General features: G+C 60.0%; 16 protein-coding genes. 7 read left to right on the top strand and 9 right to left on the bottom strand.

Going from position 1 to position 15659, the window contains the following annotated elements; all coding sequences use genetic code 11:
- Positions 1 to 211: 211 nt before the first annotated feature.
- Positions 212 to 2155: an ABC transporter ATP-binding protein gene (locus tag I3J13_RS14290; protein ID WP_420867943.1), complete on the top strand. Its 1944-nt coding sequence runs from the start codon at positions 212 to 214 to the stop codon at positions 2153 to 2155.
- Between the two features lie 9 nt (positions 2156 to 2164).
- On the opposite strand, the gene I3J13_RS14285 is transcribed toward I3J13_RS14290, so the two are convergent.
- Positions 2165 to 3097: an endonuclease/exonuclease/phosphatase family protein gene (locus I3J13_RS14285; protein WP_196379204.1), complete on the bottom strand. Its 933-nt coding sequence runs from the start codon at positions 3095 to 3097 to the stop codon at positions 2165 to 2167.
- A gap of 309 nt (positions 3098 to 3406) precedes the next feature.
- Here I3J13_RS14285 and petA point away from each other — a divergent pair, with 309 nt between their 5' ends.
- From petA to I3J13_RS14260, 5 genes are all read left to right on the top strand, one after another.
- Positions 3407 to 3985: a ubiquinol-cytochrome c reductase iron-sulfur subunit gene (petA, locus tag I3J13_RS14280; RefSeq protein WP_196379203.1), complete on the top strand. Its 579-nt coding sequence runs from the start codon at positions 3407 to 3409 to the stop codon at positions 3983 to 3985.
- Between the two features lie 14 nt (positions 3986 to 3999).
- Positions 4000 to 5322, top strand: coding sequence for a cytochrome b (locus I3J13_RS14275; RefSeq protein WP_003523102.1), 1323 nt, complete (start codon positions 4000 to 4002; stop codon positions 5320 to 5322).
- 22 nt (positions 5323 to 5344) lie between these two features.
- A complete protein-coding gene (locus I3J13_RS14270) occupies positions 5345 to 6229 on the top strand; it encodes a cytochrome c1 (protein WP_003523103.1) in 885 nt (294 codons plus the stop codon).
- Positions 6230 to 6313: 84 nt separating this feature from the next.
- Positions 6314 to 6706 (top strand): GFA family protein, encoded by a 393-nt coding sequence (locus I3J13_RS14265; protein ID WP_196379202.1) that lies wholly within the window; start codon positions 6314 to 6316, stop codon positions 6704 to 6706.
- Between the two features lie 92 nt (positions 6707 to 6798).
- Positions 6799 to 7341, top strand: a complete 543-nt coding sequence (locus I3J13_RS14260; protein ID WP_003494623.1) for an adenine phosphoribosyltransferase — start codon at positions 6799 to 6801, stop codon at positions 7339 to 7341.
- Between the two features lie 43 nt (positions 7342 to 7384).
- Here I3J13_RS14260 and I3J13_RS14255 read toward each other — a convergent pair whose 3' ends face one another.
- The 3 genes from I3J13_RS14255 to ychF all read right to left on the bottom strand — a co-directional run bounded on the left by I3J13_RS14255 (position 7385) and on the right by ychF (position 9717).
- On the bottom strand, positions 7385 to 7852 hold the full coding sequence (locus I3J13_RS14255) for a MaoC family dehydratase (protein WP_059757406.1): 468 nt from the start codon (positions 7850 to 7852) through the stop codon (positions 7385 to 7387).
- The gene (locus I3J13_RS14250) at positions 7849 to 8322 is read right to left on the bottom strand and encodes a MaoC family dehydratase (protein ID WP_059757409.1); all 474 of its coding nucleotides are present in this window, start codon (positions 8320 to 8322) and stop codon (positions 7849 to 7851) included. Before I3J13_RS14250 ends, I3J13_RS14255 begins: the two co-directional genes overlap by 4 nt.
- 291 nt (positions 8323 to 8613) lie before the next feature.
- Positions 8614 to 9717, bottom strand: coding sequence for a redox-regulated ATPase YchF (gene ychF / locus I3J13_RS14245; protein ID WP_035260423.1), 1104 nt, complete (start codon positions 9715 to 9717; stop codon positions 8614 to 8616).
- A 241-nt stretch (positions 9718 to 9958) separates the two neighbouring features.
- Between ychF and clpS the strand changes: the two genes are divergently transcribed.
- Positions 9959 to 10270 (top strand): ATP-dependent Clp protease adapter ClpS, encoded by a 312-nt coding sequence (gene clpS, locus I3J13_RS14240; protein WP_035260429.1) that lies wholly within the window; start codon positions 9959 to 9961, stop codon positions 10268 to 10270.
- A gap of 3 nt (positions 10271 to 10273) precedes the next feature.
- Here clpS and I3J13_RS14235 read toward each other — a convergent pair whose 3' ends face one another.
- From I3J13_RS14235 to I3J13_RS14215, 5 genes are all read right to left on the bottom strand, one after another.
- Positions 10274 to 10726: a GNAT family N-acetyltransferase gene (locus tag I3J13_RS14235; protein ID WP_196379201.1), complete on the bottom strand. Its 453-nt coding sequence runs from the start codon at positions 10724 to 10726 to the stop codon at positions 10274 to 10276.
- Positions 10727 to 10733: 7 nt separating this feature from the next.
- Positions 10734 to 11450 carry an aminoacyl-tRNA hydrolase gene (gene pth / locus I3J13_RS14230; RefSeq protein WP_035260419.1) on the bottom strand — a complete coding sequence of 239 codons (717 nt, stop codon included), beginning with the start codon at positions 11448 to 11450 and terminating at the stop codon, positions 10734 to 10736.
- A 106-nt stretch (positions 11451 to 11556) separates the two neighbouring features.
- Positions 11557 to 12270, bottom strand: coding sequence for a substrate-binding periplasmic protein (locus I3J13_RS14225; RefSeq protein WP_174057129.1), 714 nt, complete (start codon positions 12268 to 12270; stop codon positions 11557 to 11559).
- Positions 12271 to 12287: 17 nt separating this feature from the next.
- Entirely contained in the window at positions 12288 to 14675 is a 2388-nt protein-coding gene (locus I3J13_RS14220; protein WP_174057128.1) for a putative bifunctional diguanylate cyclase/phosphodiesterase, read from the bottom strand.
- A 297-nt stretch (positions 14676 to 14972) separates the two neighbouring features.
- Positions 14973 to 15581 (bottom strand): 50S ribosomal protein L25/general stress protein Ctc, encoded by a 609-nt coding sequence (locus I3J13_RS14215; protein ID WP_004430287.1) that lies wholly within the window; start codon positions 15579 to 15581, stop codon positions 14973 to 14975.
- Positions 15582 to 15659: the final 78 nt, after the last annotated feature.

Genomic DNA, 15659 nt, shown 5'->3' with positions numbered 1-15659 from the left:
CTAATCTCCCCTCCGTCATGCCGGACTAGATCCGGCATCCAGCCACGGCGCGTCTGCGCCGTGAGAGGAGTCTTTTGCGATCAAGGACTTGATCGCGCTGGACCCCGGATCTAGTCCGGGGTGACGGAGTGCGGATGCTACGAATGCGCTAAATCTACTCGTGTCGATCTTAGGGCCGGTGGAACATTCCCCGCCCTTTTTCATTCCCCGAATGTTACCGAAATATAATCTCTTCCCGAAGCCTTCGCGGCTGTTCCCGCTCCGGGAATCCGCCTATATCCGGATCATGGTTATTACCCGCATCTTCGAGTTTTTCGAGAACTGGATAAAGCCCTTCGCCCGCAAGGACGATTTGCGGCCGCCTGAAAGCACGTTCGCCTTTATCTGGTTCTACATCTCGCAGGCCAAGGCGCCGTTTTTCGCCATGCTGGTGCTCGGCGGGCTGACGGCGGCCATCGAGGCGGCGCTGTTCTGGTTCGTCGGGCGGCTGGTGGATATTCTCTCCACCGTGAAGCCGGAAGAGGGCTGGGCGGGGCTGCTTGCGGCCCATGGCGGCGAGCTGGTGGGCATGCTGGTGCTGATCGGCGTCGTGCGGTTTATCGTCACCATGGTAACGGCGCTGGTGGATCAGCAGATCATCACACCTGGTTTTTACAATCTGGTGCGCTGGCAATCCTATATGCATGTGGCGCGGCAATCGCTGACCTTCTTCCAGAACGATTTTTCCGGCCGCATCGTCACCAAGGTCTGGTCGGGCGGGCAGGCAGCGGGCGATCTCGTCACCTCGCTGATGGAAAGCGTGTGGTTCGTCGGCATTTATTCCGTTTCCATGCTGTTCCTGATTGGCGGGCTCGACTGGCGGCTTGCGGTCGTCGTCGTCGTCTGGGTGGGGATATTCTCGCTGCTGGCGCGCTATTTCGTGCCGCGCATCCGCTACCACTCCAAGGAAACGGCGGAAGCGGCCTCGATGCTCTCCGGCCGCATGGTGGATGCCTATAGCAATATCCAGACGCTCCGGCTGTTCGGGCGAGATGATGCCAATGACCGCTACATGCGGCAGGGTTTCGACATTTTCCAGCATGCGACCATGACATTCACCCGGTTCATCACCGGCGTGCGCGCCTCCATGGCGCTGTTGTCCGGCGTGATGATCACCTCCATGGCGGCGCTCTGCATCGATCTGTGGCTTTCCGGCAGGATCAGTTCCGGTGCGGTGGCCTTCACGCTGGCGCTGGTGCTGCGTCTCAACTTCCTGCTCGGCCGGCTGATGACGCAGTTCAACGGCATCATGCGCAATTTCGGCACGGTGCAGAATGCCGCCGAGCTGATTTCGCAGCCGATCGGTCTCGTCGATGCGCCGGAGGCGACGGTGCTGGAGGTCAGGAAGCCGGGCATACGTTTCGAAAATGTCAGCTTCCATTACGGGCGCGCGAACGGCGTCATCGACCATCTCAACCTCGAAATCAGGGCGGGCGAGAAGGTAGGCATCGTCGGACGTTCCGGGGCGGGAAAATCCACCCTCGTCAATCTGCTCCTGCGTTTTTACGATGTCGAAAAAGGCCGCATCCTGATCGACGGGCAGGACATCGCCAGAGTGACGCAGGAATCGCTGCGCGCCCATATCGGCATGGTCACGCAGGATACGTCGCTGCTGCATCGCTCCATTCGCGACAACATCCTGTTCGGCCGCACCGACGCCACCGAAGCGCAATTGCAGGAGGCGACGCGGCGCGCCAAGGCGGATGACTTCATCGCCAGGCTCGAGGATCAGCGCGGTCGCAAGGGGTTCGACGCACATGTGGGCGAACGCGGCGTGAAATTGTCCGGCGGCCAGCGCCAGCGCATCGCAATCGCCCGCGTGATGCTGAAGGACGCACCGATCCTCGTGCTCGATGAGGCGACGTCGGCGCTCGATTCGGAGGTGGAGGCGGCGATCCAGAGCAATCTGGATGAGCTGATGCAGGGCAAGACGGTTCTGGCCATCGCCCACCGCCTGTCGACCATCGCGGCTCTCGACCGGCTGATCGTGATGGATCAGGGGCGCATCGTCGAACAGGGCAGCCATTCCGATCTGGTCATGCAGGGCGGTCTTTATTCGGAGCTGTGGGCGCGGCAGTCGGGCGGTTTCCTCGCCGCGGACGAAGCGGCGCAATAAGGCCGTCGGCTATTTCCCGATCATGAAATCCGCCATCAGGCCGTAATGATTGGAACCGAGGCTGTAGGGCAGGCGGGTGGTTTTCATCAGCGTCGCCGGTTCGCGGGCGAAGATGTGGTCGATGGCGATGCCGAAGCGGCCGGCCTCTGTCGGCCATGTGGCGGGTTCGAAGGTCGCTTTCTTCAGATCGTTGGCGGCGAGGAAAGCGCGCATGTCAGGGGCGATGCTGGCCGAATTAAAATCTCCGGCCAGGATGAGCGGCCCGGTGACGCGAAAGAGAATTTCACTCACTTCATCGAGTTCGTCGCGATGATAATCGTCGAAATAGGGCTTGGTGATATGCCCGGCTGCGAGCGTCAGTTCCGTGCCGTCGAGATCGATATGGGCTATGGCGAACCGATCCCGGCGAAGATCGCTGAGGCTGTGGAAACGGCCTTCCAGCAACGGTCTTTTTGACAGGATGACCAGATCGCATCCGGGCGTTCCGATGTAACAGCCAAGCCTGTGCGGATAGGTTTGCTGCAGTCGCGGCAGGGCCGATTTCAGCGCCGCCGCCTCGAAGAGATAGACGGCATCCGCACCCGATTCGACAATCGTGTCGGCAATCGCATCCGCATTGGCGGCATTGTCCATCAGCACGTTGAAGGACAGCAGCCGGAAGGGTTTGGCGCCCGGCGCCGGGGTGGCGGATGTGGAAAATTCCAGAAGCATGGCAATGGCATGGATGGCCAGCGCAAGCGACCAGACGACGAGGAGCACTGAAACCGCGTCGCGCGTCAGCCAGAAAACGAGGCATGAGAGCAGGATACAGACGATGGCGATGTGCAGCTGGAAACTGGTGACGAAGGCGAGAAGCCAGAAATCCGTCACATAACGCAGGCTGGCGACGAAAAGAACGGCAGCCACTGCCGTGGAGACCATGCAAGAGAGCTTCGCCGTCATCCGAATCCTTGCTTTCCGCGCTCTCCCTTGAAGTCTCCTAACATGGTGTATGGATGCGCACAATGTTGCCCGCCTGCCAAGGACGGCGAAAAAATGCGAGCCAAATCGGCCCCCTCCGGCAGAATTACGGCAGCTTTGTGTGCTTTGCTCTTGCCAAGTCAGTCAATATTTTGCGATCAAACACATGACGCGGTTTCTCAAATGCCGCGAGAATGACCAGGACGATGGGACGGAGTTTGTCTTGGATCAAATCATAGCGGGAGGACTCATGCGATTTACGGCAAAAACAGCGCAGAGGATGGTGTAGCGGTGAGCGAGCACGTAACCAATCACGACGCTTCGGGTGAACCGACCCGTCGCGATTTTCTTTACCTAGTGACGGGAATGGCGGGCGCTGTCGGTGCCGCCGCAGTTGCATGGCCCTTTATCGACCAGATGCGTCCCGATGCATCGACGCTGGCGCTCGCCTCCATCGAGGTGGATGTCGCGGCCGTCGAGCCGGGCATGTCGCTTACCGTGAAGTGGCGCGGCAAGCCGATTTTCATCCGCAACCGCACGGAAAAGGAAATCGAGGAAGCCAAGGCCGTCGCTCTCGGCGATCTGAAGGATCCCGTGGCGCGCAATGCCAACATCGCCGCCGACGCGCAGGCGACGGATATCGACCGCTCCGCCGGCGAGGGCAAGGAAAACTGGATCGTCATGGTCGGTTCCTGTACCCATCTCGGTTGCATCCCGCTCGGCCAGGCCGGCGATTTCGGCGGGTGGTTCTGTCCCTGCCATGGCTCGCACTACGATACGGCGGGCCGCATACGTAAGGGTCCGGCGCCGCAGAACCTCGCCATCCCGACATTTGCATTCACATCCGATACCGTGATCAAGATCGGATAAGGGGACAGATATTCATGAGTGGCCATTCCAGTTATCAGCCGTCCACCGGCATCGAAAGGTGGATCGATTCGCGGCTTCCCTTGCCGCGCATGATCTATGACAGCTTCGTTGCCTATCCTGTCCCGCGTAACCTGAACTACGCCTACACCTTCGGCGCGATGCTTTCCGTCATGCTGCTGGTGCAAATCCTCACCGGCGTCGTGCTGGCCATGCATTATGCGGCCGAAACGACGGTCGCCTTCAATTCCGTCGAAAAGATCATGCGCGACGTCAACCATGGCTGGCTGCTGCGCTACATGCATGCCAACGGTGCGTCGTTCTTCTTCATCGCGGTTTACCTGCACATCGCCCGTGGCCTTTATTACGGCTCCTACAAGGCGCCGCGCGAAATCCTCTGGATTCTCGGCTGCGTGATCTTCCTGCTGATGATGGCGACGGGCTTCATGGGCTACGTTCTGCCCTGGGGCCAGATGTCCTTCTGGGGCGCAACCGTTATCACCGGCTTCTTCACCGCGTTCCCGGCCATCGGCGAATGGATCCAGCAGTTCCTGCTCGGCGGCTTTGCCGTTGATCAGCCGACCCTGAACCGCTTCTTTGCGCTTCATTATCTGCTGCCCTTCATGATCGCAGGCGTCGTGATCCTGCACATCTGGGCGCTGCATGTGACCGGCCAGACCAACCCGACCGGCGTTGAAGTGAAGAGCAAGACCGACACGGTTCCCTTCACACCCTATGCGACGCTGAAGGATGCGCTCGGTGTTTCCGTGTTCCTGATCGGTTATGCCTGGTTCGTGTTCTACATGCCGAACTTCCTTGGCCACCCCGACAACTACATCATGGCCGATCCGCTGAAGACGCCGGCGCATATCGTTCCGGAATGGTACTTCCTGCCGTTCTACGCCATGCTGCGCGCCATCACCTTCAACATCTGGATCATCGATTCCAAGCTCGGTGGCGTTCTCGTGATGTTCGGCGCGATCGTCGTGCTGTTCTTCCTGCCCTGGCTCGATACGTCGAAGGTGCGTTCCGCCGTCTATCGTCCCTGGTACAAGATGTTTTTCTGGCTGTTCGTGGTCAATGCCATCATGCTCGGCTGGCTGGGTTCGCGCCCGGCGGAAGGAACTGGCCTGATCGGCCTGCTCACCGGCGATCTGAAAGGCAATTATGTCGGCTATTCGCAGCTCGGCACGCTTTATTATTTCGGTTTCTTCCTCGTCATCATGCCGATCCTCGGTCTGGTCGAAACGCCCCGGCGTATTCCGAATTCGATTACCGAGGCCGTTCTCGAAAAGAACGCCGCCAAGACGGGTGCCGCATCTGCGGCTGCCGAAGTCTGAGCGCGAAGGAAGGATGACGACAATGAAGAAGCTTGTAACGAGCATCGCGCTTTTCGCCGCCATCGGCTGTTCCGCCGCCGCCTTCGCGGCGGAGGAGAGCCATGATCTCGCCGCCCAGACGGAGCACGCGATTGCCGGGGGTCACTTCCCGGTCATCAAGCCCGAGGAGCAGAGCTGGTCCTTTGCCGGACCCTTCGGCAAATATGACAAGGGCCAGCTTCAGCGCGGTCTGAAGGTCTATAAGGAAGTCTGCTCCGCCTGCCATTCCATGAGCCTCGTTTCCTTCCGCACGCTGGAGGATCTCGGTTATTCGGACGAGCAGGTGAAGGCTTTCGCCGCGGAATATGAAGTGCAGGACGGGCCGAACGCCGATGGTGAAATGTATAATCGCAAGGCCGTGCCTTCCGATCATTTCCCTTCGCCTTTCCCGAACCATGAGGCGGCGGCAGCCGCCAACGGTGGGGCGGCCCCGCCCGACATGTCGCTGCTCGCCAAGGCGCGCGGTGTGGAGCGCGGTTTTCCGCAATTCCTCATCGACATGATCCCGATCGTCGGCGGTTATCAGGAAGGCGGCCCGGACTACATCCATGCGCTGCTGACCGGATATCAGGATCCGCCGGCCGGCGTTGAAGTGTCGGAAGGCACGCATTTCAACCCGTATTTCGTCAGCGCAGCCGCGCTGAAGATGGCGCCGCCGATCAGTGCCGATCAGGTGACCTATGATGACGGCGCGCCGCAGACCGTGGACCAATATTCCAAGGACGTTGCTGCGTTCCTGATGTGGGCGGCAGAACCGCATCTTGAAGAGCGCAAGCGCACCGGCTTCATGGTCATGGTGTTCCTGTTCATCTTCACGGCGCTGATCTATCTCACCAAGAAATCGGTCTACGCCAACAAGGAACATTGATCGGCATCCAGAAGATGCCTGTCAGTCATTGGCCCCCACGGTCTTCCGTGGGGGCCTTTTCATGTGTCGAGAGGGATGGTGGAAATGACGAAAATTCGTAACGGCGGCTGTCTATGCGGCTCCATCCGTTTTGAAGCGAAGGGCGAGCCCGGCAATCCGCACACTTGCTCCTGCGATATCTGCCAGCGGCATTCCGGTGCGCCCAGCCTTGCCTGGGTGGAGTTCGAGAGGGATGCGGTGACGTGGACGGGAGAGGGCGGCGCGCCTTCGACTTTCCGATCCTCCGATTATTCCAGCCGGGCTTTCTGCCCGATCTGCGGCAGCACGCTTGGCGCCATCGACGATGCGCCGACGGTTGCGTTGGTCTCGGGAAGTTTCGATGACAGGGAAGATGAGGCGCTGCGGCCCCTGTCGCATTCCTTCGAGGATGTCTGCCCGGTCTGGGCGCGGATCGAGGGAATGTCGCCGGCGGAATGAGCGCCGGCCCTTTTTAGTTGGTCCGCAGCCGTCAAGTTGATAGGGTGGCCCGAACCTTCTGATCCATTTCCCTAGTCTCAACTGGAAATACCATGACCGTTATCGCTTCGGAGCTTTCCGCTGCCATCCGTTCCATTCCCGACTATCCGAAGCCGGGCATCATCTTCCGGGACATCACGACACTGCTCGGCAACCCCCGCGCTTTTCGCCGTGCCGTGGACGAACTCGTGCAGCCCTATGCGGGAACGAAGATCGACAAGATCGCCGGCATGGAAGCACGCGGCTTCATTCTGGGCGGTGCGGTGGCGCATCAGCTATCGGCCGGTTTCGTGCCGATCCGCAAGAAGGGCAAGCTGCCGCACACCACCGTCCGCGTCGCCTACAGCCTTGAATACGGCGTCGACGAAATGGAAATGCATGTGGATGCGGTACAGCCGGGCGAAAAAGTTATTCTGGTCGATGACCTGATTGCCACCGGCGGCACTGCCGAAGGCGCGGTCAAGCTGCTGCGGCAGATGGGTGCGGAGATCGTTTCCGCCTGTTTCGTTATCGACCTGCCCGATCTCGGTGGCCGCAAGAAGCTGGAAGACCTCGGTGTCGAGGTGCGGACGCTGGTGGAATTTTCCGGCCACTGAGATGGTAACGGGGCAATGGTGACGCTATTGCCCCGACGCTTTTCTATTCGAATTCCAGAACCCCGCTCTGGAAGGTCATCACTGTTTCTCCCGACTGGTTGACGCCCTCGTTAAATGTGGTGTTCAGCCAGACGCCGGCTCTGGATTCCAGCGCTCGGGTCTCGAGCAGGGTGACGAAATAGGTGACATCGTCTCCGGCGAAGACCGGTTTTTTCCATTTGAGTTCGCGAAAGCCGGGGGAGGGGCCGAGTTTGGGCGGCTCAAGGCCCTGTAGTTTCAACCTTTTCACCTCTTTGGCCCAGTGAGAGAGGAAGCATTTCATCCAGCCTGCGCCGGTGTGCCAGCCGGAAGCGCAGAGAGCGCCGAAAACGCTGTTCTTTGCGGCTTCCGCGTCGAGATGAAAGGGCTGCGGATCGAAATCGCGGGCAAAACGGATGATGTCTTCGGCGGAAAAATGCAGCGTATCGAGGGTGACACGTTCGCCGATGGGAGAAAGTTCTGCCAGTTTCATGCTGCAACGCCTCCATTGCCGCGCATCAGGAACATCACGGTGTTTTCGCCGTGCGATACCAGAACGCCGCGCTGGTTATAAAGCTCGTGGCGTAATTTCACGAGGCCGATGCCGGGGCGCGAGGCGGAGGGCCGCTGTTCCAGCACGATGGATTTTCCGACAAGCGTATCGCCCGCCAGAACCGGCTTTTTCCAGTCAACGAAATCGATTCCGGGGCTGCCCTGCGAGGTCGAGTTCGAGATGTAGCTGTCCGCCATCATCCGCATCAGCAGGCTGCAGGTATGCCAGCCGGAAGCCGCCAGTCCGCCGAGAATGCTCTGGCGGCCCGCCTCTTCGGAAAGATGCATCGGCTGCGGGTCGAATTCGCTGGCGAAGGTGATGATCTGCTCTGCGGAAATCGATTGTGGGCCCAAAGGAAATTCCCGACCGACGGAAAAATCCTCATAGGCATATGTCGCGACCGGCGTCATGGTTTCCTCCCTTCGCACAGTCAATATCGGCGGCATCTAAAATGATTTTTCCCTTTACGTAAAGGTCAAATCGAGGGTGCGATGCGGCGGAATGGGGCGAGCGGGTGCCGCCTGTTTCTTCTCCCCGAGGGGGAGAAGGTCGCGGCAGCGGGATGAGGGGCGAGGGTAGAGATAAACCGAGAGCTTGCCCCCTCATCCGACCCTTCGGGCCACCTTCTCCCCGGCGGGGAGAAGAAACCGTGCCGCGATGTCCGGGCGACTACGCCCCGACCGTCCTCACCTCAATCCAGATCAGGTATTGAAGCGGAAGTGGATGACGTCGCCATCCTGAACCACATATTCCTTGCCTTCGTCGCGAGCCTTGCCGGCTTCCTTCGCGCCGACTTCGCCCTTGAAGGCGACATAGTCGTTGTAAGCGATGGTGTTGGCGCGGATGAAGCCGCGTTCGAAATCGGAGTGGATCACGCCGGCGGCCTGCGGGGCCTTGGTGCCGCGCTCGATGGTCCAGGCGCGGCATTCCTTCGGGCCGACGGTGAAATAGGTGATGAGATCGAGCAGCTTGTAGCCGGCGCGGATCAGGCGGTCGAGGCCTGCTTCCTCAAGCCCCAGGGCCGAGAGGAATTCCTTCGCCTCTTCATCGGGAAGCTGCGCGACTTCGGATTCGATCGCCGCGGAGATGACGACGGATTCCGCACCCTGAGCCTTGGCCATTTCGGCAACGGCCTTGGTATGTTCGTTGCCGTCGACGGCGTCGCTTTCGGCGACGTTGCAGACGTAGAGGACCGGATGCGCGGTCAGGAGGTTGAGGCCCTGAAGGATGCGCAGTTCTTCGGCATCAAGCGTGGAGAGCAGGGTGCGGACCGGCTTGCCTTCGTTCAGAAGCTTCAGCGAGGCTTCCATCAGCGGCAGCTGCGCCAGCGATTCCTTATCCTTGCCGGTGGCGCGCTTGCGGGTCTGTTCCGTGCGGCGCTCAAGGCTTTCGAGGTCGGAAAGCATCAGCTCGGTCTCGATGGTTTCGGCATCGGCCACCGGATTGATGCGGCCTTCGACGTGGGTGATGTCGTCATCTTCGAAGCAGCGCAGAACGTGAACCACGGCGTCCACTTCGCGGATATTGGCGAGGAACTGGTTGCCCAAGCCTTCGCCCTTCGATGCGCCGCGCACCAGGCCGGCGATATCCACGAAGGAGATGCGGGTGGGGATGATTTCCTTCGAGCCGGCAATGTCGGCGAGGATTTTCATGCGCGCATCCGGAACCGCCACTTCGCCGGTGTTCGGCTCGATGGTGCAGAAGGGATAGTTGGCCGCCTGCGCCGCTGCCGTTTTCGTCAGCGCGTTGAAGAGAGTGGACTTGCCGACATTTGGCAATCCAACGATACCGCATTTGAAGCCCATGGCTTGAAACCTGTCCGTTTGAAAGAATTCGTTGAGGAGCCTTTTGCGGAAAGGGCAGGGCAAGGTCAAGCCCGCGGGCCGATTTGTGCGGGCAAAGCACCTTTAATGGTGCGGAATTTCGGGCAGGGTTGCCGATGCTGCGGTTGCGGCGCAATATAAGCCGGTCAAGCGATCGATCTTTCGTCATCAACGGGGTTTTCCCATGAACAACCGCGATGAGCGACAGGCACGAGCGACCATGATGAGTGACAGTCCTGTCGATCTCAAGCCGAAACCGAAAGTCAAACCGAAGCTGGAACGGCCGAAGCTCTACAAGGTCATTCTGCTGAATGACGACTATACGCCGCGTGAGTTCGTTACCGTGGTGTTGAAAGCGGTCTTCCGCATGAGCGAGGAAACCGGTCACCGGGTGATGATGACGGCGCACCGCTTCGGCAGCGCGGTCGTCGTTGTCTGCGAGCGCGATATCGCCGAGACCAAGGCCAAGGAAGCGACCGATCTCGGCAAGGAAGCGGGATTTCCGCTGATGTTCACCACCGAGCCGGAGGAGTGAGCGTTAGTCCTGCCGGATCTGAAAGCCCGTCTTGTTCTGCGCGAAACCGCAGCTTTCGTAAAAGGCGTGGACCTCCGGACGCTGCCGGCCGGTCAACAGCATCACCTTGTAGCAGTTCGCCGCAAAAGCCGCCTCCACGGCATGGCGCACCACCGCGCGGCCATATCCGCGGCCGCGCCGGTTTTCCAGCGTCACCACGTTTTCGATAAGGGCATAGGGGCGGGCGGCGCGCGTCAGGTTCGGAACGATCTGCAGCGTGGCGGTGGCGACCGCTTCTTCGCCTTCGGTCGCAAGAAACACGGTCAGGCCCGGCTGGGCGAGCATGGCCGCGAAAGCCGTGTTCGCTTCTTCTGCCGTCATTTCAGGGTCGGACGGATTGAGCGCCCGGTAAAGGTCAAGCAATCCGGCCAGATCGCCGGCTCCGGCTGCGCGCAGGACGGTGGGCTCCGAAGACATTCGCGATCTAGTCCTTCTTGCTGAACATACGCTTCAGCATTTCGGCCATCGGGCCGGTTTCCGGCAGCTTTTTCGGCTGGGCGCTGTTGCGTGCCTGATGGATATGGGACTGTGCGGCGGGTTTGGCCGCCTTGGCCGGCTTTTCGGCTTCCGGCTTGCTGCCCGTGGCCAGCGCCAGCTTGTTCATCAATTGTGAATCCTCGGCTTTCACCAGCATGGCGGCATTGTCGGCAATGGCGTCCAGAAGCGGATCGAGCCAGACCCGGTCTGCCTTGGCGAAATCGCCGAGCACGTGGCCGTGCACCCGTTCCTTGTCACCGGGATGGCCGATGCCGAGCCGCAGGCGGCGATAGTCCTTGCCGCAATGGGCGTCGAGCGATTTCAGGCCGTTATGGCCGCCATGGCCGCCGCCGGTCTTGATGCGGGCGCGGCCGGCCGGCAAATCCAGTTCGTCATGGATGGCGATGATGTCTGCCGGCGCAAGCTTGAAGAAGCGCATGGCTTCGCCGACGGATTCACCCGAAAGGTTCATATAGGTCAGCGGCTTCATCAGCAGGACCTTCTCGCCGCCGATCTCGCCTTCGGAAATCTCCGCCTTGAATTTTTTCGACCAGGGCGCAAAGGACGGCAGGCGCTGCAGCGCATCGACGGCCATGAAGCCGATATTGTGACGGTTTACCGCATATTGCGCGCCGGGATTACCAAGTCCTGCGATGATCTTCATGGGGCATGTCCGCGTTTTGCCTGATGATGCTGTTGTCACCACCCCGAAAACCGCCGGCTGTCAATCTTTTTATGGATTTGGGGCTTTTATGGAGTTTCGGATGGGCTCAGGGGCTGACGAGATTATAGCGGTCGAATATCCGTTGCTGCGTTCCGTCGGCGATCAGCCTGTCCAGCCGGGCCTGTAATTTCGCGATGACCTCGTCGGGTACGCTTTTGTTGCAGGCAAGCCCAAGCTGCTGCCGCGAGAGAGTTATCACTTCGCTGAAAGTGTCGGCGGGCAGGCTTTTGAAGGTGCTTTCAGACATGGGCATCAGGTCGATGCGGCCGGCCTTCAGCTTGTGAAGCGTGATCTCGAAATCCGCGCCGACATCCACCTGCGGGAAACCGAGCTTTTCCAGAAGCGCTTCGGTGTAATCTCCACGCTGGGTTCCCACCCGATATTTCTTGGCTTCCTCCAGGCTGGAGGCTTCGATATTCGCGTTGCGGCGCGCCACGAGAATGTTGCGGTCGATATGGATCGGCGTGACCCATTTGAACTGTTTTTCCCGCTCCGGCGTTCTCGCAGCGGCGAAGACGCAGTGCATGGCCTGCGTTCTGGCCAGTGCGATGGCCCGCGCCCAGGGCATGACGGCGACTTCGTAACCGGTGCCGGTGTCCTCGAGCACGGTTCTGAGCTGGTCGAAATAGACACCCCGCACGCTGCCGTCGCTGGCCTGCAGATTATAGGGCGGATAGACCTCGGTGGTCAGGAAGAGCTTGGCCGCGCTCGCCGGAGTGGCGAGCGCAAGAAAGATCAGGCAAAAGCGGATCAATCCCATGGCTGCCCCCTGCCGGTTCATGCTTGCCGCGCCGCGGCGCGGTTTTGCCCGGACGCCGTGTCGAGTGAGGTGATCAGCCTTTCGACCGGCTGCGGACGCGCGAAGAAATAACCCTGCCCGAAATCAGCGCCTATATCGGTCAGAAGCGCTTTCTGTTCTTCCGTCTCGACTCCCTCGGCAATGACGGCGCAGTTCATCTTGTGCGAGATGGCCGCGATGCCTTCGACCAGCATGCGGTTGCGCTGCCTGATGTCCATCCTGTCGTCGCAGATCGAGCGGGTGAAGGACTGGTCGATCTTGACGATATCGACCGGAAAACGGCTGAGATAGCTGAGCGAAGAATAACCCGTGCCGAAATCATCCAGCGCGATGCGGCAGCCGAGCTGGTGGATGGCATTGAGGATCGCCCGAATTTGCGGATCGTCCTTCATGATAACGGCTTCGGTGATCTCGATGACCAGCCGTCTGGGAAGGATGCCATGGCGGTGCAGAACGCCGGCGATGCGCGTCGGCAATCCCGGTTCGAATTGCAGCGGCGAGAAATTCACCGCCACATAGGTCTGGTCCATGCCCGGCAGGCGCGACAGCCTGGCGAGATTGGCGATCGACTGATCGAGAATGACATTGCCGATGCGGTGGATAGTGCCGTTTTCTTCCGCAAGGCTGACGATTGCGGCCGGAGAAAGCAGGCCCTTGTCCGGGTGGTTGAGACGCAGCAGCGCCTCGAAACCCGCCGTCTGGCCGGTGGCGAGGTTTTGAATCGGCTGGAAATAGGCCTCGAACCAGTCTTCGGAAAGCGCCTGCGCGATATCCCGTTCCAGCTCCGCATGTTCGCGCGCCCGGTCCATGATCGAGCTGTCGAAGACCTGTGAGCCGTTCTTGCCCGTGCGCTTGCGGGTATACATCGCCATGTCGGCATTCTGCAAAAGCTCGGAGGCGCTGGCGGCGTGCAGGGGATAGACGGCCATGCCGATGCTGGCGCTGAGGCGGATGCTGTTGCTTTCGATCTCGAAGGGCGTGTCCAGCATGGCGCAGATGCGCTCGCAGAATTGCAGGGCGCGCTCTTCCACCTTGTCGCCGGCCAGAAGAATGGCGAATTCGTCGCCGCCAAGCCGCGATGCGCTGTCCAGCGGCGTCAGCAGCGGTTCGAGCTTCAACGTGAACTGTTTGAGAACGGCGTCGCCCGCGGCATGGCCGAGATTGTCGTTGATCGCCTTGAACCGGTCGAGGTCGATGAACAGGCAGGCCAGCTCGCTGCCATTGCGGTCCGCATCGCGGATTTGCAGGTCGAGAATGGCCTCGAAGCCCTGGCGGTTGAAAAGGCCGGTCAGGTGGTCGGAAATGGCCTGCTGGCGGTTGCGCTTTTCCGACTGGCGCAGTTCGGTCACGTCCGTCATGACGCAGAGGCAGGTGCTCTGATGGGCCGCATCGCCGGAATCGAGAGCCTTTTCGAGGATGAGCGCATCCATGACGCTGCCATCCATGCAATGGAAACGCACGGTAATGCCGCTATGCGAGGCGTCGGGCAAGGGATGAGCCGTCTTGCGCTGCTGGAACAGAAGCCGGTCATCGGGATGGATGAGATCGGCGAAATTCAGGCCGAGTATACGGGTGCGGTCGTAACCGGTCGCCTGCACCCAATAGTCACTGACGGCGGCAATGCGGTCGTGCCTGTCGAGCGAAAACAGCATGGCGGGCGTGCGGTTGTAGATTTCTGTCTTGCGCTCATGTGCGTTCTTGATCTCCAGCTCTTCCTTTTCGAGCTGGGTCTGCATTTCGTTGAAGCTTTTCGCCAGCCGGCCGATTTCGTCCTTCGAGCGCCAGTCGACGTGGTGGCGCGAGCCGAGACGCCGCGTCGCCTCGATGGCGGCCGCCAGCCGCATCAGCGGACGGATGACCATGAAGCGGTTGCCGGCGATGGCGGCAAGAACGATGGTAAGGACGGCGAGGATGAAAATCGTGATGAAGGCCAGTTCGGTACGGCTCAAAGAGGTCAGAAGGCTGACATTGTCGTAATAGATCGTCAGTTGCCCGACGGTGACGGAGCCCTTCGTGGTCTTGTAGGTCACTTCGCGCGTCGTCGAGGCCGCATCCTGAATGATGTCGCTGCCGGCCGTCTGGACGATATCGAGCTGGCCGGAGGTATCCCTGACCTCGACCATCCTGATCACGGGGTCGGAGATGAGGGTGCCGGTAATCTGGTTTATGGTGTCGTCATCAAGGTCCCACAGGGGCCGGGCAAGCGCCTGCGCATTGGTCGACAGCAGAATCTCAAGGTGGTTACGCTGGCTGCGAATGGCTTCGTGATAGGAGAGCGTCAGCAAAAGCGTGAAGAGCGGGGCGACCACTGTAAGAAGTGCGCCGGAAACAATCGCGATAAAGCGACTTTCGACGGAATGAGCCATGTTCGATTGCAGCTACCCTTTGCCCCAGACTTGCTGCGCCCCGTTTCGTCCGCCCGGAGGGTTTTGCGAGGGTTTTCGGCAAAAGCCTGTTTTCCCACGCATTTCCTCAGCCCGGCCGGTGTTCCACGACAGCGCGAGGGTATCGTTTCATGGAAGTGTTAATCGACACTGAAACGGGTTCCGTATCAGGTGAGGATGGCAAGCTTTCTGGTTTTAAAGTTCATAAAAACTAAAAGGCCCGTTCCGAAAACGGAACGGGCCTCATTGTTCAAAGCTGTTCGGCCTTGCGGCCGCCGATTATTCCTCGGAAGCTTCTTCAGTCGTTTCTTCTGCAACGCCGCCAGCCGGAGCGACGATCGTTGCGATCGTGAAGTCACGGTCGGCGATAACCGGCGTGATGTTCTTCGGCAGCTTCACATTCGAAATGTGAACGTTGTCGCCGATCTTCAGACCAGCGAGGTCGACCGTGATGAATTCCGGAATGTCGTTGGCCGGGCAGTGGAATTCCACCGTGTGGCGAACGATGTTCAGAACGCCGCCGATCTTGATGTCCGACTTTTCTTCGTTGACGAAGTGAACCGGAACTTCGACGTTGACGAGCGTGTTGCCCGAAACGCGCAGGAAGTCGACGTGCATGGTGAAGTCGCGGACCGGATCAAGCTGGTAGTCCTTCGGGAGAACCTTGATCTTCTTGCCGTCGACGTCGATGATCGCAACCGTCGTCATGAAACCGCCGGCGTGGATACGCTTGGTGACTTCGTTGGTCGACAGGGCGATGGAAATGGGGGCCTGCTTGTCACCATAGATGACAGCGGGAATCAAACCGTTGCGGCGAAGTTCACGAGAGGACCCCTTACCAACTCGTTCGCGCGCCTCGGCCTTGAGCTCATACGATTCTTTGCTCATGGCAATTCCTTTCGAGGTTATATGGAGAGTTCACGCCGAACGAAGCGGCCTGAACCGGAGAGGCCAAAGGCCATCCCG

The sequence above is a fragment of the Agrobacterium leguminum genome, assembly GCF_015704895.1.
GTDB lineage: Bacteria > Pseudomonadota > Alphaproteobacteria > Rhizobiales > Rhizobiaceae > Agrobacterium > Agrobacterium leguminum.
This window is presented reverse-complemented; position numbering and strand designations above follow the sequence as displayed.